The sequence below is a fragment of the Methanofollis sp. genome (assembly GCF_028702905.1).
Lineage (GTDB): Archaea > Halobacteriota > Methanomicrobia > Methanomicrobiales > Methanofollaceae > Methanofollis.
Window position 1 is genome coordinate 1 of sequence record NZ_JAQVNX010000036.1, and the last position, 19,387, is coordinate 19,387.

Sequence of the window (19,387 nt, forward strand, 5' to 3'; positions counted from 1 at the left end):
CCCCGGGACGAAGATAGGGGCGGGAAGGCAGAGAGCCCGATCGTTCTGAGGACGGTTTTGTTCTCCGCATATCAGGTATGAGAGAAATCTGTGTGTTCAAATTCTCATCCATAACTCCAGAATTGAACGTCGGGATCATTTTCATGGTAAACCCTCTGGATGGCCATCTCTGCGGGGGGCTGGCCGCTCGAAGACCTACGGGTCTTCTCAAGCTCGCAGGGGCTCGCACCTCCGGTCCCCTGCATCAGGATAGGACCGGGGACGGCAACTCCCCCTTCATGTTCGTTGATTTTGCCTTCCTGACCCAATCGCAGTTTTGGGGGTCCGGGGGCAGAGCCACCGGCGCGAAGATGCAGGAAGGCAATTGAGTCACGCTCGTACCCAGAAAAGGGGAGGGGTTACCATGAAAAACTTTTCATGCGGTATGCCTGAGGCGTGCTCCCGACTCATGCCTGATTCTACAAAGCCCGAAAATCAAAGATTTTCTCGACTCCCTTCGGTCGTCCCCGCTCAGGATTGGGTCAGGTAAGCGTGAATTGGATATTCTGCAGGGGGAAATTGCCATCCTCTGTCTATCCTGTACCGGGGGGCCGGGGGCGGTAGTCCCCCGGTATGGGCACTTCAGAAAAAGATTTCTACACAGCCTTTTTTCGAATGATCGATCGCCGTAGATGATCGCACTATCTTCCCGGCACGAGACCCCCCGGATCACACCACCTTCATCTCCCAGAGACGGCGGCCGGAGATCCCTTTTTTTTCGAGGTGCTCCAGTTCGTGGGCCACATTGAACGCGGTCGACCCTTCGTAGGCGAACTCCAACCCGGTCACCTCTTCGGCAGCGATCTCACTCCTCTCCGGGTCGACACGCACCCGCACCGCCCTCTCGGCCCTGACCCTGATCCTGAACGGCCTCGTCACGATAAGCCTCTCGGCCTCGTTCCCGCACTTCTCCAGGCGGGAGACGGCCCCCTCCTCCGAGAGGACAGAAGGGTTCAGCAGGAGGGTGACCTCCTCAAGAGTGACGCCGGTCTTCGTTCTCTCGTCCCAGAGCGTTCTTTTCCTGACGACAGAGATGGACCGCCCTTCCTCTGTCGCATAACTCCATGCCCCGCCGAAGCGCAGGGAGAAGAGGAGGGGCAGGACTGTCTCGGCAGGGAGGCCGAACCTCGCTGCAATGTCCCTTTCAGCCGCAAGATACGCGAGAACCTCCCGCATGTCCCCTGGCCCGCAGACAGGCATGGAGGGCAATCGCACCTCTGGCAGAAAAAAGGTTCGGTTGAAAGAGATACCATGGTGGCACTCCCTCTGACCCCTGCAAAATATATACCGCAACACCTTGTAAGAAGAACCATGAGACTCGCACCGGCCCTTGCTGCCCTGGTGATCACAGCCTTCATCGCCGGGTGTGCCGGCGGCCCGCCCCTCAGGCCGCCCGATGTCACGGTGACGGGTATCGCCGTCACCGCCCTCACCCTGGAGAGCATGGACCTGGAGGTCATCCTCGCCGTGGACAACCCGAACTCCGTGGGGGCGACGATCCGGGACGTGTCCGTGAATGTCTCCTACTCGAAGAACGGAAGAGAAGTGTTCCTCGGGTCAGGGAGAGGTGAAGAGATATCTATCCCGGCGTACAACACGACCGAGGTCGTCATCCCGGTCACCACGGATAACCTGGCCATGCTCTCCGCTGCCGGAACCCTGGCCCTCTCCGGGGAGCTGGAGGTGACGGCAGAGGGTACGATGACTGTCGATGCAGGCATCGTCTCATTCGACGTCCCCTTCGGGAAGACGACGACGGTCTCTGTCAGGGGGAGGTAGGGCCATGCCTGCGGCAGCAAGTCTTATCAGCACCCTCCCCCCCTCTTCCCCGTGCAGCCTCAGAGCGGGATCGCCCGGCCCCTTGATTTTTCCTATCAGACGAACCGCATCATAGTCCTCCTCGCCCTGACCGCTCTCCTCGTCTCGGCCGCAGCATCGGCCCTTGCCGGCACGGGCATAGTGGAGACATTGATACGCGGCCCTGGCGCTGCTCTTGCCGTCTTTCTTACCTGGGCCCTCTGCCGCGAGATCGACCCCGACCATGATCTCTCCGCCCTGCTGGCAGCGGCCATGACGACCGGAGCCCTCCTCATTCTGTCTATCCCCGACATCCCCACCCTGCTGTGGGCCCTCCTCGTCATCAGAGTCGTGAACAGGACGACCGGCCGTGCCGCCACGACGATAGATCTCATCTTCGTCCTCCTCCTCACCCTGTGGCCCCTGTCACGGGGCTTTCTCCCGGCAGGCCCCATCGCCGCCACGGCATTCTTCCTTGATGGCCGATCGAAGGATCCCGCACGGCACCGTCTCCCCTTTGCCGTCGTCGCTCTCCTCGCCACGGCGGTCGCACTCCTTGCAACGCCCGTACACCTCGGCGCACCCACTCCCGCGGCAGGCATCGGCATCGCCGCCGCGACTGTCCTGTTTATCCCGGCCATCGCCGCCTCAAAGACCGTTCATTCAAGAGAAGACAGCGGAGACCGACCCCTCGACCCGGGGAGGTTGATGACCGGGCAGGCCCTCGCCCTGGCAACGGCGTTATCGGCAGTCACAACCGATCCCGCAGCACTCGCACCCCTATGGGCCGCGATCCTTGCCGCAGGGCTCTGGCACGCCGCCCTCGCCGTGCAGGGGAGGTGACCCGCAGCATATATATCATGCAGCAGACACTAGGGCATGCTCGGACCACTCCTCGGGATCGTCCTCGCCGTCCTCGTCGCGGTGCTGCTGTACTACTTCGTCAAAAACGTCTTCGTCCTGGTCATCAACGCAGTCCTCGGCATTATCGTCCTCTTCCTGATCAACCTCTTCAACCTGATGGGACTCTTTGGCAAGCCCGACATCCCTATAGACATCATCACGGTCCTGATCAGCGCTCTTGGCGGGATTATCGGCGTGATCATCGTCGTCGTGCTCCACCTGCTCGGCGTTCCCCTGTGACACCGATCAGGAGACGGCACCGGGGCGCAGGAGGAGGGGACAGCCCGCGTCCGGGTAAACCGACAGATTTATATTTTTATTTTTAAAAGGCAGATGCGATAATCATGCCCTTTATATATTACGGTCAGGGTGTGGCCGAATGGTACGACGACTTCCTGGAACGCCTGGTATCCCATCTCGCCCTTGAAGGGACCGAGATCACCGGCGAGAAAAGAGACGGCCAGACCGCCACGATGGACGTCAAAAGGACAGGCGAACAGGGGACACTGCTGGTGGCGCCCTCGGAGAAGAACGTGAAGGTCACCTACACCGTCGCACGGGAGAAAAAAGAGGTCGCACGGGGTCTGATGGGGGCCCTCGTCGGTGCCGGGGTCGGGAGCGTCCTCGGCGGCATCATGCGGCGCGAGGAGGGGAGCATCACCGACGCCCTGGGCGGGGCCGCCGCCGGCGGGGCGTACGAGGCCTACCACGGATATGAGGACTCACGCGAGGACAGGACCGCCTTCGCCGCCCTCCTTGCAGAGAAGGTGAAGGAGGTGGAGGACGAGATCTGGGAGATCAAAAACGCCCAGGCAGAGGCGCAGGAGGCGGCCCGAGAGCGGACACGGGAGAAGAGGGCCGGGATCGAGGCCGAGGAGGACGAAGTCAGGGCCGAACTCGAGGAGATCTCCGGCGACCTGCTGACTCTCCGCGAGGAGATCGACCTTCTCGAAGAGGGCGGGCAGAAAGGGAAGGTGAAAAAAGTGCGGGCACGGACCGAACGGGCCGAACGCTTCTATACCGAGGCCGAAGACGCATGCGACGGCGGCGAGTACGGTGCGGCCAGGTCGAAGGTCCGGGCGGCACGCTCGATGATCGAAGGGGCGATGGCGGCACTTGAGGAGGAGTAAGCGTCACCCATGGAACCCGATATCAGAACCGCTGTCTGCGGTGTGATCTGCGACGAATGTGAGCACCGGAAAGAATGCGGCGGATGCGACCATGTGATGGGCCGACCGTTCTGGACGGCTTTTGTCGGCGCCGAGATCTGTCCGGTGTATGCCTGCTGCACGGGTGAACGGCACTTCACCCACTGCGGCGAGTGCCCGGACCTTCTCTGCGAGCGTTTCACCCGGTACAGGGACCCGGACGTGGGCGAGGAGGAGGCCAGGACCGGGCTTGAGACGAGGAAGGCGCGGCTCCTCGCCAGAAGGAAATAGAGAGACCTCTCTCAGCCATTCCTCTCAAGGTTCCGACGCGCCGTCTCGGCGACCTCGCCGATCGCCTTCTCCAGTTCGGCGCCGGCCGCCCGCACCTTCTTTTCCAGGTGGTCGCGCCCCTCTTTTGTCCCGAAGAGGTGTTTGCCGAGGTGGACGACGTCGTCGATCGCTTTTTTCACCGAAGTCGAGGCCTCGTGCACCATCTCGTCCACCTGCGGGGCCTTCGGGGTTTCCGGGGTCTCCGGGGCGGCCTCGGGTTCCCTGTCCTCGACCCACCGGCCGGATTCAAAGTGTCCCTTCTGTTCGCTCATGGTTCTCAGGGATAGGTTTCCGCGGGGGAAATAAAAAGGGATGCATGGTGTTCCGGACCGGGAGCAGGGGCAGGCCTCAGGAGTGGATGATCATATTTCCGACGAGCGCCACCGCCAGGACACAGGTCACCTCCGGGCAGAATACACGATCTGTCATCAGAACAGGGGATTGTTGCTGCGCAGGATATATTTTTCGAAAAATATTGCACAATACATACAATAAGCATCATCAGATAGATAAAATAAGACAAAACACGAATCAAAAAGTATATCTCCAGTCCAACCGATCGGGAGACACAGGGATACGATGGGACAGGACCTCCTGAAACTGGGGATCGGATCGGCATGGGCGGCGGCAGGCTGCCTTCTCCTTGTCGGGCTCGGCAGTTATGCCATGACCGGGAGGGCCGAGGTGCTGGCCAGGTACATCTCCTCTCTTAGCATTGTCGCCGCCCTCATTGCAGTGTTCAGTGGCCTTGCCCTGGTCGGCAGGGCATATTTACGACGATGATCACTGGATATTCGAGATTCTTCCCTTGATCTCATCGAGACTGCAGTGCTTCAGTTCCATCAGGGCCGAGAGGACCGCATCAGAAAAAATGAGGGCCGTCATCTCGAAGAGTGTCCCGAAGGGAGCGAATTCAGAAGAAACAGAGCGGTACTGGCCGGTGAGTTGCCGCACCTCGTACTGGCCAGGAGTGTCGGGAACAGGCGGCGCCGCCACGCCAAGGTCCACGACGATCTCGGCGGCCCGGCCGAGGGTCGAGTCGGGCGCCGCGGTGAGGAGGCAGACCCGGCCGCCAAGTCCCTGCGCCGTTTCGCAGAACTCGACAATCGAGTGCGTCTCCCCTGACCCGGAGAAGGCGACAAGGAGGTCGCCCTCGCGCAGGGCCGGGGTGATCGTCTCCCCCACCACATAGGCCTCCATCCCGAGGTGCATCAGCCGCATCGCAAACGCCCGGGCGACAAGGCCCGACCGCCCGGCACCCACCACATAGATCCTCTTTGCCGCAAGAATGGCGTCGACAAACGCGCCCGTCTCGGTGTCGTCAAGACTCCTCGCCGTCTCGTCGATCTTGTCGGTCATGAGGAGCATGAGGTCGGTGATACTGTAGCATCCCTCTGGCATCATCACCCCTTCGACCGCCCCCCACATCAGCGTGCCGGTTCTTCGATCGCCTCCTTCCTGCCCTCTTTCTTCGCGCGGTAATCCTTGATCGCCTCGTGCAGGGCGTCGGCCGCCAGGTTCGAGCAGTGCATCTTCACCGGCGGCAGACCTTCGAGTTCGTCGGCGACGTCCTGCCGCGTGATCTTCAGCGCCTCGTCGATATGCTTCCCTTTCGCCATCTCGGTGACCATGCTCGCGGTGGCGATCGCCGACCCGCAGCCGAAAGTCTTGAACTTGATCTCTGTGATGATGTCGTTCTCCACCCTGATCGAGACCTGCATCAAGTCCCCGCAGACAGGGTTTCCCACCGTCCCTATGCCGTCGGCGTTCTCGATATCCCCGACATTGCGGGGGTTCATGAAGTGGTCCATCACTTTTTTTGAATAGCCGATCTGCGGCCTGTCCTCCATATCCCACACCTCCATACATTACAGGGGAGAGATCGATCGCAGCCTCGTCACCGTCTCCTTCATCGCCCGGCCGACGAGGGGCACGTCATCCAGGGTGTTCGACCGCCCGAGGCTCATCACCACCGACCCATGGGCCTCCTCATGCGCGAGGCCGATGGCCAGGAGCACATGGGACGGTTCCAGGGTCCGTGAGGTGCAGGCCGAGCCTGTCGCCACCTGGATGCCGAAGAAGGTGTCCAGGTTCAGGAGGATGCTCTCCCCCTCGATCCTCGATAACCTGAAACTCGCGTGGTTCGGGAGGCGGAAGTCGGGGTGGCCGGTGAGATAGGACTCCTCGATCGTCAGAACCTCCTTGATCAGACTGTCCCGGACCGCCTTCTCCCGTGCCATCTCATCCTCCATCTCCAGGGCGGCAATGCGTGCCGCTTCCCCCATCCCCGCAATCGCAAAGACGTTCTCCGTCCCCGACCGCAGGCCCTTCTCCTGCCCGCCGCCCGGCATCACGGTCTGGACCTTCACCCCAGGCCCGACATAGAGCGCCGCCGCACCCCTGGGCCCGCCGAGGTCATTGCCTGAGAGGGTCAGGAGATCGATCCCGTCCTTCTGCACGTCGATAGGGATCCGGCCCGCGGCCGCCGTGGCATTGACATGGAGGTACGCCCCCTTCTCGTGCACGATCGCGGCCGCCTCCCGGACCGGCTCCACGGTCCCGATCTCGTCGTTCGCATAATGGACCGAGACGACGGTCGTCTCAGGCGCGAGGTGCTCCTCCAGGAAACCGAGGTCGACGACCCCGTAGCGGTCCACGGGTACGAACCCGAGGTCGAACCCCTGCTTCTGGAGATCTTTGGCCGGGTTCAGGACGGAGACATGCTCGATCGCACTGACAAGGATGCTTTTCCCTTTTTTCCGGTTCCTGAGGGCCGTCCCCCGGACCGCCAGATTGTTGGACTCGGTGGCGCTGCCGGTAAAGACGATCGTGGACGGTGTTTCGGCATGGACCAGGGCCGCCACCTGCACCCGGGCCTCTTCCACCGCCTGCTTCGTGGAGAGGCCGAGCGCATACAGGGACGACGGGTTGCCGTACTCCTCCTTCAGGTACTGCCCGGCAAAGGCAAGGACGCGGGGATCGACGGGAACAGACGACGCATGATCCAGATAGACCATCTTCCCCTCCCTCAGAAGGTCATCACCGCGTCGGCGTCCAGGGCCAGGTCATTGAGGGTCGCCCCGCCGGCGATGGTCCCTTCAGCGATGAAGTCTCCCCGCGGAACCCCGAGAAGCTGCGTGCTCTGTTCGCAGATGTAGATCTTCACCCCCGCGTCGATCGCCTGCCGCATCACCTCCGCAAGGGTCGGGAAGGCCCCGATCCGGATCTTTTCTGCCTCCCCCCTCCTGACCGCGGTGATCCCCTTGATCATGAAGAAGATCGCCGCTTCCACTCCCATTGCGGCGGCGGTCGCCCCCAGGATAAAGGGGGCGTACAGCCTCTCGGGCGTGTCTGTCCCGCTTGTCTGGACATAGAGTATCTTTGCCATTTTCCCACCTCACTTCGTCCTTCGGATATAAAACGTCAGAATTCCCTCTTCTTTTTCCAATTTCACAATCTCGTGACCCATCCGTTTCGCCCACCGCGTGATGTCCTCCTCCGCGGCCGGGTCGTCGGCCTCCACCTTCAGAACCTCACCCACCTCGATCTTCTCGATCTCCTCTTTCGTGCGGGCGATCGGCATCGGGCAGTAGAGGCCGATGCAGTCGAGTTCGTGGTCAGGCCTGATCTCTTTGGTCACCCTCTCCCCTCCGCTGTCGCAGTCCGCCCATGATGCATGACACAGTCCCCCTGTTCACCCGTCGGTGGATGCCGGCACGGATATACCTAACCCATGGCGGGCAGAGTGCACGGAGAGTACAATTACGAAAAAACCCCGGGAAGGATGCTGCCCCCGGACTCATGACGAGCAGTGCGGATCCCCCGACCCCACCCCTGTGGCGCCGTGGCAGACACGTCCGGACCAAATGCGCCAGGATCTGCCTCCAATCCAGGAGACACACACCCGGTTCAGGGCCATATCGAGAAGATCTGGAGATCCGGGCGTACTGGAGTCTGTGTGCAAAACAGGATGAAATTCGGCAGGACTCAACGCCTTCAGGCCAGACGTATGAGTGCAGGTAATGTCTCCCTCACCCCCAACTCCCCTGGTGCCAGGGAGAGTGAGGGAGGGAGGGCGGAAATCGTCCCGATCTCGGGCTCTGTGGAGATCCTCCAGAGCCAAAAAAAAGAGAAAACGCCCCTCATGTCGGGACGGCGAACTTCTTCTCGATCTGATTGGCGACTACGGTCGCAATACTGACAAGAATGAGGTAGAAGATCCCGACGAGGGCAAATGCCTCAAAATAGACGAAGTACTTCGTGGCAACGATCTTCGCAGCCCCGGTCAGTTCGGTGACCGTGACCAGGTAGGCGAGGGAGGAGTACTTGATCAGGTAAATGAACTCATTGGAGACGCCCGGGATTGCACGGCGGAGGGCCTGCGGGAGGATGATATACCGGATCGCCTGCCAGCGGCTCATCCCAATGGCCTGGGCGGCGATCATCTGCCCCTCTTTCACCGAGAGGAGGGCGCCCCTGATATACTCGGAGTTATATGCCCCATTACAGAGGATGAAACCGATCACCGCCGCCACAAAGGCAGGCAGGGTAATGCCGAGGGACGGGAGGCCGAAGTACAGGATGAAAAGGAGCAGGAGGAGAGGACAGCCCTTGAAAAAGATGATGTAGCCGCGGCAGAGGCCGGAGACGGCCGGGCTGCCGTACGTCCTGCCAACGGCGATGGCGATCCCTGCCAGAAGGCCGAAGGGGGCGGTAAGGGCGATCAACTGGAGAGAGACGAACCCGCCCTTCAGGAGGGCAGGGAGAAGGACCTCCGTAAAAAAAGCAACGTCAGTCATTCTCTGTTCCAGAAACGTCTCCGAAATCTCCGAACTTCCCTATGAACTTCCGCATCCGCGCAAATGCCGGGTCGTCCCTGACCTGTGCAGGGGAACCGCGTTCGGTGATCTTGCCATGCTCCATGAAGAGGATCTCATTTGCCACCGAGAGGGCAAAACCCATCTCATGGGTGACGACGAGCATCGTCATACCCTGGCGTGCGAGGTTCTTCATCACCTCAAGCACCTCGCGGGTCAGTTCCGGGTCGAGGGCCGATGTCGGTTCGTCGAAGAGGATCACGTCGGGGTCCATCGCAAGGGCCCGGGCAATCGAGACGCGCTGCGCCTGCCCGCCGGAAAGTTCGGCAGGATAGTTCTCTGCCCAGTCCTCCATACCGACGCAACGCAATTCTGCGAGGGCCTTCTCGCGGGCAGACGCGGCGTCCATCTTCTTCACCTTCAGGAGGGCGACCTCCACGTTCCGCACCGCGGTCAGGTGGTCGAAGAGGTAGAAGTTCTGGAACACCATCCCGATCTTCTGCCTGAAGTAGTTGATACGGGCACCGGAGTTCGTCACCTCCTCGTCATTCAGGAAGACACGGCCCTGGTCGGGCAGGGTCAACTGGTTGATGCACCGGAGAAGCGTGCTCTTCCCCGTTCCCGAAGGACCGATGAACACCTTCGTCTCCCCTTTTCGCACATCGAAGGAGACGCCCTTCAACACCTCCCGATCGCCATACGCCTTGTGGATCCCTTCCACGCGGAGGATATAGTTGTCTGCACTCATTTTCACAGAGCTCCTTTTCCAAATCCAGGGATGCTGATCTTCTTTTCAATCCGGGCAAAGAGCCACATCCCGCCATAGTTGAGAAGGATATAGATCACCGCCGCAATGAGGAAGACGGCCATCGGTTCGGCAGTCCTCGAAACGAGCTGGTACGACTTTGCCAGGATCTCGGCCACACCGATCGCGTAGCAGACGGCCGAGTCGGTGAGGAGGATCGGGTACTCGTTCGACCATCCGGGCAGGGCGATCCGCATCGCCTGAGGCAGGATGATATGCCGGATCGCCTGCGGCGTACTCATGCCAAGAGAGCGCGCCGCGGTCATCTGCCCCTCACCGATCGACTGGATCGCGCCCCGGAAGATCTGAGACTGGTACGCACCTGACCGCAGGCCGAGCACCGTGAAGGCGACAATAAAGGGGTCGTCGGGAAGGCCGAGCATCGGGAAGATCCCGAAGAAGAAGAGAAAGAGAAGGACAAGGTTCGGCAGACCCCTGAAGAACCAGACATACACCCCGATGAGAGCCCTGAGGGGCCGAGGGCCGTAGACCTGCCCGACAGCCATCGGCACCCCCATCAGGAGACCGAGCAGGATGGACACGATGACCAGAGAAAGCGTCTGCACTATACCCGGGGCAAGATACAGAAGGGTCTGGACAATAAAGGCTGATACGTCGGTCACCCGGCTTCACTCCACTGCCAGGCGGCTTGGTACACGAATCATGGCAGCACTACTCACGTTAGATTATAAATTGGGTACCATCCTTGAAAAATGTAGAGGGGAGGTCCGGCCTGGCCGGTCTACTCCATCTCGTACTTCTGCTTCAGCTCTTCCCACTTCGGGGAGGCCATCAGTTTGTCCAGGCCTTCGTTGATGGTGGCGAGGAGTTCGGTGTCTTCCTTGCGGATGGCGACGCCGTATTCCTCGTCGGTCTGGATCTCGCCGAGCATCACGAGGGGCTTACCCTCGATGGACGTCTTGATCACCGGGACATCGTACATCACTGCGTCGACACGCTTGTTCTGGAGGTCGCTGAGGGTGAGCTGGATGTTGTCGTAGAGCTTGAGGTTGTCCTCGGTCATCTTGCCGGTCTGGAGCAGGTTCTTGTCGAGCCACTCGTAGGCGGTGCAGCCGCGCTGGGTACCGAGGACGACCTTGCCCTCCTTCACGTCGTCGAGGGTGACGGTGGAGCCCTCACGGATAGCGACGGCCTGGTTGACGATCCAGTACGGTTTGGAGAAGTTCACCTGTTTCGAGCGATTATCGGTGATGGACATGCCGGAGTAGACGATATCGATCTTCTTCTGGAGGAGCGACGGGATGATGCTGTCCCAGGCCATCGACTGGATCTTCACGTCAAAGCCCATTTCGTTGCCGATCCACTGGATGGACTCGACGTCGAAGCCGATCGGGTTGCCCTTCTCGTCCATGTACGCGTACGGCTTGTAGTTGCCGTCGATACCGACGACATAAAGGGGCTTCTCGACGGGGGCGGTCACGTTTGCTGCGGGGGTGGTGTTCTCCTGGGGGGCAGGGGTCGGCACGGGAACCTTCGTGTCCGTGCCGGTACAGCCGGCAACGGCAAGCATACAGAGGATCGCCACAGAGATCAGGGCGGTCAGAATCTTCATGTTCATAAAGTAAGTTCTTCCTACGACTCTATATAGTCATTATGAATCTCCGGCGGGGATGCGGGCGCCGTTAAATGAATCACATGTAAATCAACACCCAATAGTTTCCCATCCCGCGGGTATGGGAACGGGGTGCCGGCCCGCACCGATAGGCAAATGCTATCTCTCCGCAGACCAAGGGAGGGGTATGCTCATCGGGATCATGGCCGACACCCATGACCGCCTCCCCCTGGTTGAAGAGGCGGTCAGAGTGCTGAACGAGGCAGGAGTAGATCTTGTCCTCCATGCAGGCGATTTCATCGCACCTTTCACTCTGGATACCCTTGCAGGGATGAAGGGAGACCTGATCGGGGTATTCGGGAACAATGATGGGGACCGGGTTCTCCTGTCGAAGAAGGCCGCGGAGTACGACAACATCGATCTGCATAGCGCATGCGCAGAGGTCGATGCAGGCGGTCTTGCCATCGGCCTCGTCCACGGCGACGACCCCGCACTCCTCGCCGCCCTTCTGGAGGAGGGGTCCTACGACGTCCTGGTCTCGGGCCACACCCACCGCCCCCTTATCGGGCGCTATGGCCGGACCCTTGCCATCAATCCCGGCGAGGTCTGCGGCTATCTCACCGGGACGCCGACCGTCGCCCTCCTCGACACCGCAACGAAGGAGACACGTCTGATCAGGCTGTAAGGGTTTCCGGGCCGCGCGGGTGTCTGTCAGCTCGTCGGTGCTCCACAAGGTCGGGAGGGGGGAGGGGGTGAAACCTCTCCCCGGGAAGACAGGGGAGGGGGGGCGGGAGGTGCGAGCTTGAAGAAAACCAGTAGGTTTTCGAGCGGCAGTCCCCCGGGGGGCGAGGCCCCCGGACCCCCCATCATTATGATAAGAGGGTATGGCAATTTCTCTTCTCAAAGCAGAGACGATTATACCCCGAAGAGAATTAACCCAGTCTTCTCCGCACAAGAATCCCGACAAGCCCGACCGCTACAAGAGGGAGCAGGGCCGGGAGGGCCAGTGTCGTCGGCGCCGTCGTCGCCGGGAGGGTCGAAGGTTCAGGGAAACCGATCGGCGGGTTCACGACGACAACGAAGCTCGATACAGGCTGCGGACCCGGGGGGATGATCTGCCCGCCCGAGCAGTCGTACGCCGATGCCTGTCCTCCGAGGAAGGTGACAGAGACGCTGGAGTTGTCGTTCCTCCCGTTGAAGAATGCGGTCTCCCGGGGAGCAAGGGTCTGCTGGAGCACGGTTCTCCCCTCACTTGTGATCGTGACATTCGCTACCTTTGCCGGGCAGACCGATCCGGTGCAGTTCGCGCAGTCTGGACGCGTATCATAGCGGAGGGCATAGTCGCCGGCAAGGGAGAGAGGCAGCTTCGCAGGGTCGCCGACGATCATGGTGAGATACGGCACGTCTGCAGACTCGACGATCCTGCCCACGGCGATCCAGCGACCTCCCTCGCCGCCGAGGGCGGTGGCCGCGACCGCGTCACCGACGTGGAACTCAGAAAAGATACGGGCATCAGGGACCGCACCGGCCACCAGTTTTCCGGACACCGGCGACCAGCCGCACAGGCGGGTGTCGTTCTCGTAACCACACTCGTACACCCCGTCAGGGGCGATGGTCATCGTGCCGTTCTCCGTGTTGAAAGACACAATAGACCCTTTCTCTTTCACTTCAAGAAACACTGCCGACACTGGTGCCAGGAGGCACAGGCAGACAGCGACGGCAATCAGGGCCCGGGGCAGGGCACAGGCCGGCGGTCTTCGCCATTCCATCATACCAGCGATGTCGACCCGCAGTCTCAAAAATGCGACGGCCCGTATATAGCCCTCTGTACTTCATCAGAGATCCGGCCCCATATTCCCGGGATGGAACAGGCAGCACGCGGCGACACCGTCCGTGTCACCTACACCGGGACACGGGAGGACGGCACTGTCTTCGACAGGTCGGAGGGGCCGCAACAGATAGTCATCGGGGACGGAACAGTCAACCCCGCTTTCGAGGAGGCGCTCGTCGGCATGGCGCCGGGCAAGACAAAGACCGTCTTCCTCCCGGTGGAAGAGGCCTACGGCCCGTACAGGAAGAGACTGGTCTTCAAACTGAAGAGAAAAAAACTCACCATCCCCGGGGAGTTGATACCCGGCGGGATCGCCAGGATCAGCCTGACAAAAGGCAACACTTCCCTTGTCACCATCAAAGAGGTCACCGAGAAGTGGGTTACCGTGGACGCAAACCATCCCCTTGCAGGCCACGACCTCACCTTCGCACTCACTCTCGTCGAGATCGAACAGAAATCCGGGGAGTGAGGAGGGCGCGGTGCGTGGCCGCAACTCTTATCCCCGGCCAGCGAGGAGGGGGCGCGATGGACCAGAGAGAGACCATCCGCATCTACGACGCCCTGACCGGCGAGGTACGCGAGAGGCAGAGGTGCCGCCTCACCGAGGACGAGTGGCAACAGAGACTCTCCCCCGGGGCATTCAGGGTAGCGCGGCAGGCCGGGACAGAACCACCCTTCACCGGCCTGTACCACGACTGGAAGGAAAAAGGGCTCTACGTCTGTATCTGCTGCGGGACCCACCTCTTCTCCTCGACGGCAAAGTTCGACTCTGGCACAGGCTGGCCGAGTTTTTCCGCACCTGTCTCAGGCCTCAACATCAGGACACAAACAGACCGGAGCCACGGGATGGTGCGGACCGAGGTGCTCTGCGCCCGGTGCGACGCCCACCTCGGCCATGTCTTCGACGACGGACCCCGACCGACAGGCCTGCGATACTGCATGAACTCGGCCGCGTTCAGGTTCGTCCCGGCAGACAGGGAGATATATAACCAGAAATAGCGATTTTCTTCTGACATGGACACAAAAGGCGGCGAAGCAGATGCCCTCTGGACACGGACAGAGGAGGCGATCAGGGAAGCCGAAGCCGACCGGCAGAAACTCCTGGCGCCGCACAGAGTCCACACTATCGAGAACGTCGTCCTTGTGGGGAGCATCCTCCTCTGTCTCATCCTCCTTCTCCTCCTCCCTGCCTTTCACCTCTTCTGGATCGTCGCAAGTTTTCTCCTGTACATGGTCCACCCCTTTGTCATGTTCATCCCATCCGGCGGGACCGGGGCACGCCCGAAAAAGGAGGACATCCTCGCGTATACCAGGATCCTGAAAGATATCGGGGCAATAAAAGACAGCGTCAGGGCCAACACGAGCGGCATTGCCGAGATATTCTGGAACCTCTTCTTCGTCAACAGCCAGCCCCTGACACCGGGGTTCATCCTGATCTATGCCGTCGACATCCTCGTCGCCCTCATCCTCTTTATACGGGGCGAGTTCACCATGAAGCTTGCCGCCCTGATATCCCTGCAGGCCATCGCGATCATCGCTTTTTACGGTGTCATATGGGGAATGAAACCCTACTCGCCCGGTTTCTTCAAAAAACTGATCAACCTCCACCATGACCTGAAGACCGAGTTCGGCGGCGGGGCATGGACCATCCTCCCTGTCCTCCTCATCATCGGTGCCGGCGCCGCCTTCTCCGGCACCATCATCATTGCGGCGATGCTCCTCCCGGGCATGACCTTCGGCCGCCTCATGGACGTCGAGGAGATCACCATCCTCGGCACCCTCCTCCCGGTCGTGCCTATCCTCCTTGCCCAGTTCGTGATCGTCCGTTCACTCCAGGGACGGTACTCCCGCGTCCTCCTTGAGACTATGATCGCAGACCAGATCCGGGTGTTAAAAGAGGATATCCTGCCAAAAACAGAGGAAGACCGGGAGATCAGCCCGGAAGCCCGGGAGTCGCTCGGGAGAGAAGTGACCGCCCTGAGGGCGTACCGGCCTGACACCCACCATATCGGGGGATATTTCAGGGTTTATATGATTGTCCCGAACATCAGGCTGATCTTTGAGCGAAAGAGTGAAGAGAGCGGAACAAGCCGCCTGAAAGAAAGGGGCGCCTGACCAGTCCCCTGATCAGTAGGCATCAAGACGGTCGAATTCGTCCTCGTACCCGTCTCCAGCGTCGTCACGCCGCCAGTCCTGGTCTTCATAGCACTCAGGACAGAGGTCCTGGGGCCAGCGGTCGGTCCTGTACGGACGTTCACAGTACGGGCAGATCCTGACATAGGCACGGCGGCATTCTGGGCAGAGAGAAGAGCCCTCGTCGTCATCAGATCTGGGTGTGAACGATTCTCCGCAGAGTTCACATTGAACCTGCCTTTTGGCCGGCTGCCGATGGCTGCCACAGCCTCCGGCCGCCTCACACCCACATGCCGAAAGACCGTCTCCATCCGTTGTTCTTGCTTTTCGTGGCATAAATTCCATGTACCTCTCAAATTTTTCCCGGTATTAAAGTTTTCATTCGGAGGGAGGGCGGATATAAAAAAAGAACAAAGAATCATGAACAATTCCCATACCTGCCGCAAAAATTACGGCGCTCCGTGGCCGTACATACCCCTGCCGTCAGGGCGCGTATCTGTCTCGCTCTCACCCACCGCAAATGCCACATACCAGGGGCGCATATCGACCTGCACCGATGGGCCAGGCCAAGAGGGGAAGACTACACAGGAGGCACGGATGGTAGCCGGGGGCATCCACCAGAAACTCAGCAGAAGAAAATATCTCATCCTCACCTTCTCACTCGTCCTCCTCCTCGTCCTCTACCCCTATATCGGGACCATCACCCAGGCAAACGCCTTTCTCAAGGCCCTCACCTCCGCGGTCCTCGTCGCTGCTGTCTATGCGGTGAGCGAAAGGCGGGGGACATTTATCATTGCCATCGTCCTCGGCACCTTCGCCTTCATTGCAGGGTGGTCGGGCTTCCTCATCCCAGGAGAGGAGATCAGAACCGTGGAAAGCATCATCAACCCCATATTTTTTGCCTTTGCAACCGTGGCCGTCCTGCGATCGATCATCAGGGGCAGGGTGACCGACGACGTCATCTACGGGGCGATCGCCGTCTACCTCCTCCTCGGACTGACATGGGGATCGGCCTACACCTACCTGGAGTCCGTACACCCGGGATCCTTTCTGGTCGCACACGCCACAGAGACAGGAGGGCAGCCCGGCTTCTCCGACCTCCTGTATTACAGTTTTATCACCCTCACCACCGCGGGCTACGGCGACATCGTGCCTCTCACCTCTCAGGCACGTTCCCTTGCCTTTCTGGAAGCCGTATCAGGCGTCCTCTTCATGGCCGTCTTCATCTCACGGTTGATCGGGGCGCTCTCCTCCTCGAAAGATACCGCCAGTGAAGAAAGGGAAGAGAAGGATATGGATCAGAAAACAGACCGATAATAACTGCGAATTTTTTGGAAGTCTTGGGAAGATATTTGTAGCCGCACGACCGACTACAGCTGATTATCATGCGGACACGAACCATTTTCCTCTGTGCCGCCCTCATGGTGCTGCTGGCCGCCGGCGTCTGGAGCGCCAGTGCCGCGACAGACAACGCACCTGAGGAGCGACTGATCCATGCCTCGGGAACCGGCGAGGTCACCACAACGCCCGACCGCGCCGTCATCTCCGTCGCCGTCGAGAACGAGCACACTGATCCGAAGGAGGCACAGGCCGTCAATGCCCGCGAGATGGCGAAAGTTACCAATGCCCTCAAGGCCGCGGGCATCGCTCCCGAGGACATGAAGACGACCGGCTACTCCATCTGGCCCGAGTACCCGGAGAACGACAAGCCCTTCAGTTCCCAGAAAGTGACCTACCATGTAACGAACACCCTTGAGATCACCCTGAAGGACGTGACCCGGGCGGGCGAGATCGCCGATCTTGCCGTATCGAACGGGGCCAACCGCGTCAACAACGTCTACTTCACCCTCAGCCCGGAGAAGGAACAGCAGTTCAGAGGCGAGGCCCTGACCAATGCCGTCCAGAAGGCGAAGGCCGATGCCGACGTCGTCGCGGCGGCCTCGGGCGTGAACATCACCGGCATCCAGGACATCTCCATCGGCGGGATCTATGTTCCCTTCTACGAGAACACACAGTTCAGGGCAATGGACGCAAAGGCGCCCGGCGCCCCGGTACCGACCCCTGTCGAGGCGGGCACCATCAAGGTCACCGCTTCGGTCACCATCGCCTACATCATCCGTTGAAAACATCCCTCCCCCCATTTTTTTCCAGATTTCCAGAGGACCGGATGCATGATCTCCTAACCTCCGGCAGGCAGTCTGTGCCCCCGCACCTGAAGACAGAATTGCTTCATACCCGGATGATCTCCCAACCTTTTTTAGCGCCCCCACCCACAACATATATAGGAAAACCGTCAAGAAATCTCTACAAAATACGGGATTCGAATCGAAATACAGATACAATCATCACAGATCAGGGATTTTGAACATGGAAAGAAGCATTGGATTCAAAGAAAGACGATATATCGAGGAGTTGAGGATCCTCACCAGATCTGTTGCGGTGGACTGCCTCGTCGACGAGCGGTTCGACCGGATCATCTACGTCATAAAACCCGGGGACATGGGCCTTGCAATCGGTAAAAAAGGAGAAAATATCAGGAAGATGCAGAAGGTGCTCGGCAAGAGGATCGAGATGGTCGAATACGCCGAGGAGGAGAAGGACTTTATCACCAACATCTTCAAGCCCGCAGAGGTTGTCGCTGTCCGTGCTGACGAGACCGGCGAGAAACTGGACGTCTTCGTCGGGGAGAAGAGCCATCTCGGCATCGCGATCGGGAAGGGAGGGAGCACCGTGGAGAAGGCGCGGATGCTTGTAAAACGCTTCTTCGGCCATGAGATCGGGGATGTCATCCTCAACGAGGAGGAGGAAGAGGCATGAAAGACCTCGCCGTGATCGAAGAACTCTGGGCCGTGATCAATGACCGCGCCGCACACCCGTCGCCAGACTCCTATGTCTCGTCACTCCTGACCCACAGGAAGGGCATCGACAAACCCCTCGAAAAAGTCGGGGAAGAAGCGACCGAGTTCATCCTCGCGGTCAAAAACGGCGTCGACCAGAGGACCGTCGAGGAGGGCGCGGACCTCTTCTTCCACTTCCTCGTCGCCCTGAAAGCAGCGGGCATAGATTTCGAGGACGTCCTCGCCGAACTGGAGTCCAGGCGGAAGTGAGGGCTGGGAAAGCGCTCTGTGAAAAATGCCGCGGGGCATTTTCAGGGAGCCCGAACCCCCTCATTTGAGGATCTTTTCTCCGGGAAGAATTCATTTTCAGGAGTGCCGGAGAGGTTTTCCGCGAAGATCGACTCTAAAAAACTCTCAGAGTGTTATCACTTCCCGGAGAGAACTCTGGAAATTTTCTGTTCTGAAGTGCTGATGGCAGGGGACGACCGGAGGGAATCGAGAAGACGGAAAATCGGGCTTCGTTGAAACCCTCATACGGGGTTTGGCGTCCTCCCCCAGATCACAGGGATGGAGCGCAGATCCTCCGCCTTCCCCATACTGCCTGCCGGGGGTTCCTCGAAGGTCTTTGATTTTTGGGCTCTGTAGAATCGGGCATGAACCCCTGGCTCAAGCATACGTGATGAAAATTTCTCGTTGCAGTTCTCCTGAGTGCGGAGGGATACTTGATTCCTCTCCTTGCAACAGGGCACCTGAAGGATACCGTTCAATTGCCGCCCCTCGGCTATCTTCATCCGTGGGGGATCCGGGGGGCAACGCCCCCCGGTGCGAGACGGCGGTGAAGATTCTGCGGTCGGGGCGGCACGCCTGATCATCACCCCTTCCCACATCTTCACGCCGGGGGCAGCGCCCCCGGACCCCCGGGACGAAGATAGGGGCGGGAAGGCAAAGAGCCCGATCGTTCTGAGGGCGGTTTTGTTCTCCGGATATCAGGTATGAGAGAAATCTGTGTGTTCAAATTCTCATCCATAACTCCAGAATTGAACGTCTGGATCATTTTCATGGTAAATCCTGTTCTGGAGTGCCTGACCCGGGGGACTACGCCCCCGGAACCCCCGCTCAGGATAGGGATGGGATGGCAATCCCCCTTCTCTGGATATCCCGTTCGCTCTTCCCA

The 19,387-nt window shown here is 60.0% G+C and carries 29 protein-coding genes; 16 read left to right on the forward strand and 13 right to left on the reverse strand.

The features are described 5' to 3' along the window. Window positions 1-708 precede the first annotated feature (708 nt). Window positions 709-1,239, reverse strand: a complete 531-nt coding sequence (locus PHP59_RS06085; RefSeq protein WP_300165086.1) for a RimK/LysX family protein — start codon at window positions 1,237-1,239, stop codon at window positions 709-711. A 111-nt stretch (window positions 1,240-1,350) separates the two neighbouring features. Between PHP59_RS06085 and PHP59_RS06090 the strand changes: the two genes are divergently transcribed. The 5 genes from PHP59_RS06090 to PHP59_RS06110 all read left to right on the forward strand — a co-directional run bounded on the left by PHP59_RS06090 (window position 1,351) and on the right by PHP59_RS06110 (window position 4,178). Next, a complete protein-coding gene (locus tag PHP59_RS06090; RefSeq protein WP_300165088.1) occupies window positions 1,351-1,818 on the forward strand; it encodes an LEA type 2 family protein in 468 nt (155 codons plus the stop codon). A 51-nt stretch (window positions 1,819-1,869) separates the two neighbouring features. Next, the gene (locus PHP59_RS06095; RefSeq protein WP_300165090.1) at window positions 1,870-2,679 is read left to right on the forward strand and encodes a hypothetical protein; all 810 of its coding nucleotides are present in this window, start codon (window positions 1,870-1,872) and stop codon (window positions 2,677-2,679) included. A 36-nt stretch (window positions 2,680-2,715) separates the two neighbouring features. Beyond that, window positions 2,716-2,979, forward strand: coding sequence for a pro-sigmaK processing inhibitor BofA family protein (locus PHP59_RS06100; protein WP_300165092.1), 264 nt, complete (start codon window positions 2,716-2,718; stop codon window positions 2,977-2,979). A 104-nt stretch (window positions 2,980-3,083) separates the two neighbouring features. Beyond that, window positions 3,084-3,869, forward strand: a complete 786-nt coding sequence (locus PHP59_RS06105) for a hypothetical protein (RefSeq protein ID WP_300165094.1) — start codon at window positions 3,084-3,086, stop codon at window positions 3,867-3,869. A gap of 9 nt (window positions 3,870-3,878) precedes the next feature. Beyond that, a complete protein-coding gene (locus PHP59_RS06110) occupies window positions 3,879-4,178 on the forward strand; it encodes a DUF3795 domain-containing protein (RefSeq protein WP_300165096.1) in 300 nt (99 codons plus the stop codon). Window positions 4,179-4,189: 11 nt separating this feature from the next. Here the strand turns inward: PHP59_RS06110 and PHP59_RS06115 are convergent, their stop codons facing one another. After that, on the reverse strand, window positions 4,190-4,489 hold the full coding sequence (locus tag PHP59_RS06115) for a hypothetical protein (protein ID WP_300165099.1): 300 nt from the start codon (window positions 4,487-4,489) through the stop codon (window positions 4,190-4,192). Between the two features lie 307 nt (window positions 4,490-4,796). On the opposite strand from PHP59_RS06115, the gene PHP59_RS06120 reads away from it, so the two are divergent. Next, window positions 4,797-5,000, forward strand: coding sequence for a hypothetical protein (locus PHP59_RS06120; RefSeq protein WP_300165100.1), 204 nt, complete (start codon window positions 4,797-4,799; stop codon window positions 4,998-5,000). Here the strand turns inward: PHP59_RS06120 and hxlB are convergent, their stop codons facing one another. The 9 genes from hxlB to PHP59_RS06165 all read right to left on the reverse strand — a co-directional run bounded on the left by hxlB (window position 5,001) and on the right by PHP59_RS06165 (window position 11,418). Further along, complete coding sequence (gene hxlB / locus PHP59_RS06125) at window positions 5,001-5,621, reverse strand: 6-phospho-3-hexuloisomerase (RefSeq protein ID WP_366943734.1); 621 nt, start codon at window positions 5,619-5,621, stop codon at window positions 5,001-5,003. A gap of 23 nt (window positions 5,622-5,644) precedes the next feature. Beyond that, complete coding sequence (gene nifU, locus PHP59_RS06130; RefSeq protein WP_300165102.1) at window positions 5,645-6,067, reverse strand: Fe-S cluster assembly scaffold protein NifU; 423 nt, start codon at window positions 6,065-6,067, stop codon at window positions 5,645-5,647. A gap of 18 nt (window positions 6,068-6,085) precedes the next feature. Beyond that, window positions 6,086-7,234: a cysteine desulfurase family protein gene (locus PHP59_RS06135; RefSeq protein ID WP_300165104.1), complete on the reverse strand. Its 1,149-nt coding sequence runs from the start codon at window positions 7,232-7,234 to the stop codon at window positions 6,086-6,088. Window positions 7,235-7,245: 11 nt separating this feature from the next. Then, entirely contained in the window at window positions 7,246-7,605 is a 360-nt protein-coding gene (locus PHP59_RS06140; protein WP_300165106.1) for a DsrE family protein, read from the reverse strand. A 9-nt stretch (window positions 7,606-7,614) separates the two neighbouring features. Then, a complete protein-coding gene (locus tag PHP59_RS06145; RefSeq protein ID WP_300165108.1) occupies window positions 7,615-7,857 on the reverse strand; it encodes a sulfurtransferase TusA family protein in 243 nt (80 codons plus the stop codon). 502 nt (window positions 7,858-8,359) lie between these two features. Beyond that, window positions 8,360-9,016: an amino acid ABC transporter permease gene (locus PHP59_RS06150; RefSeq protein ID WP_300165110.1), complete on the reverse strand. Its 657-nt coding sequence runs from the start codon at window positions 9,014-9,016 to the stop codon at window positions 8,360-8,362. After that, window positions 9,009-9,782, reverse strand: coding sequence for an amino acid ABC transporter ATP-binding protein (locus PHP59_RS06155; protein ID WP_300165112.1), 774 nt, complete (start codon window positions 9,780-9,782; stop codon window positions 9,009-9,011). Before PHP59_RS06155 ends, PHP59_RS06150 begins: the two co-directional genes overlap by 8 nt. A 2-nt stretch (window positions 9,783-9,784) precedes the next feature. Beyond that, window positions 9,785-10,462, reverse strand: coding sequence for an amino acid ABC transporter permease (locus PHP59_RS06160; RefSeq protein ID WP_300165114.1), 678 nt, complete (start codon window positions 10,460-10,462; stop codon window positions 9,785-9,787). A gap of 119 nt (window positions 10,463-10,581) precedes the next feature. Next, the gene (locus tag PHP59_RS06165; protein WP_300165116.1) at window positions 10,582-11,418 is read right to left on the reverse strand and encodes an ABC transporter substrate-binding protein; all 837 of its coding nucleotides are present in this window, start codon (window positions 11,416-11,418) and stop codon (window positions 10,582-10,584) included. 181 nt (window positions 11,419-11,599) lie between these two features. On the opposite strand from PHP59_RS06165, the gene PHP59_RS06170 reads away from it, so the two are divergent. Further along, on the forward strand, window positions 11,600-12,097 hold the full coding sequence (locus PHP59_RS06170; RefSeq protein WP_300165118.1) for a metallophosphoesterase: 498 nt from the start codon (window positions 11,600-11,602) through the stop codon (window positions 12,095-12,097). Between the two features lie 247 nt (window positions 12,098-12,344). Here PHP59_RS06170 and PHP59_RS06175 read toward each other — a convergent pair whose 3' ends face one another. Continuing rightward, complete coding sequence (locus PHP59_RS06175; RefSeq protein WP_300165120.1) at window positions 12,345-13,181, reverse strand: hypothetical protein; 837 nt, start codon at window positions 13,179-13,181, stop codon at window positions 12,345-12,347. Between the two features lie 93 nt (window positions 13,182-13,274). Here PHP59_RS06175 and PHP59_RS06180 point away from each other — a divergent pair, with 93 nt between their 5' ends. From PHP59_RS06180 to PHP59_RS06190, 3 genes are read left to right on the forward strand one after another with little or no spacing between them, the layout of a single operon-like run. Next, window positions 13,275-13,712 (forward strand): FKBP-type peptidyl-prolyl cis-trans isomerase, encoded by a 438-nt coding sequence (locus tag PHP59_RS06180; protein ID WP_300165122.1) that lies wholly within the window; start codon window positions 13,275-13,277, stop codon window positions 13,710-13,712. A gap of 56 nt (window positions 13,713-13,768) precedes the next feature. After that, window positions 13,769-14,242: a peptide-methionine (R)-S-oxide reductase MsrB gene (msrB, locus tag PHP59_RS06185; RefSeq protein ID WP_300165124.1), complete on the forward strand. Its 474-nt coding sequence runs from the start codon at window positions 13,769-13,771 to the stop codon at window positions 14,240-14,242. A 15-nt stretch (window positions 14,243-14,257) separates the two neighbouring features. Then, the gene (locus PHP59_RS06190; RefSeq protein WP_300165126.1) at window positions 14,258-15,358 is read left to right on the forward strand and encodes a hypothetical protein; all 1,101 of its coding nucleotides are present in this window, start codon (window positions 14,258-14,260) and stop codon (window positions 15,356-15,358) included. Between the two features lie 12 nt (window positions 15,359-15,370). Here the strand turns inward: PHP59_RS06190 and PHP59_RS06195 are convergent, their stop codons facing one another. Further along, window positions 15,371-15,712, reverse strand: coding sequence for a hypothetical protein (locus PHP59_RS06195; RefSeq protein ID WP_300165128.1), 342 nt, complete (start codon window positions 15,710-15,712; stop codon window positions 15,371-15,373). Window positions 15,713-15,973: 261 nt separating this feature from the next. Between PHP59_RS06195 and PHP59_RS06200 the strand changes: the two genes are divergently transcribed. From PHP59_RS06200 to PHP59_RS06225, 6 genes are all read left to right on the forward strand, one after another. Continuing rightward, window positions 15,974-16,693: a potassium channel family protein gene (locus PHP59_RS06200; RefSeq protein WP_300165130.1), complete on the forward strand. Its 720-nt coding sequence runs from the start codon at window positions 15,974-15,976 to the stop codon at window positions 16,691-16,693. 68 nt (window positions 16,694-16,761) lie between these two features. After that, the gene (locus tag PHP59_RS06205; protein ID WP_300165132.1) at window positions 16,762-17,499 is read left to right on the forward strand and encodes an SIMPL domain-containing protein; all 738 of its coding nucleotides are present in this window, start codon (window positions 16,762-16,764) and stop codon (window positions 17,497-17,499) included. A 244-nt stretch (window positions 17,500-17,743) separates the two neighbouring features. Continuing rightward, complete coding sequence (locus tag PHP59_RS06210; protein WP_300165133.1) at window positions 17,744-18,193, forward strand: NusA-like transcription termination signal-binding factor; 450 nt, start codon at window positions 17,744-17,746, stop codon at window positions 18,191-18,193. Further along, window positions 18,190-18,483, forward strand: coding sequence for a phosphoribosyl-ATP diphosphatase (gene hisE, locus PHP59_RS06215; protein WP_300165135.1), 294 nt, complete (start codon window positions 18,190-18,192; stop codon window positions 18,481-18,483). Before PHP59_RS06210 ends, hisE begins: the two co-directional genes overlap by 4 nt. 18 nt (window positions 18,484-18,501) lie before the next feature. Then, window positions 18,502-18,738 carry a hypothetical protein gene (locus tag PHP59_RS06220; protein WP_300165137.1) on the forward strand — a complete coding sequence of 79 codons (237 nt, stop codon included), beginning with the start codon at window positions 18,502-18,504 and terminating at the stop codon, window positions 18,736-18,738. 467 nt (window positions 18,739-19,205) lie between these two features. Then, window positions 19,206-19,387 (forward strand): hypothetical protein (locus PHP59_RS06225; RefSeq protein ID WP_300165139.1); only part of this gene is annotated, 182 nt, incomplete at its 3' end.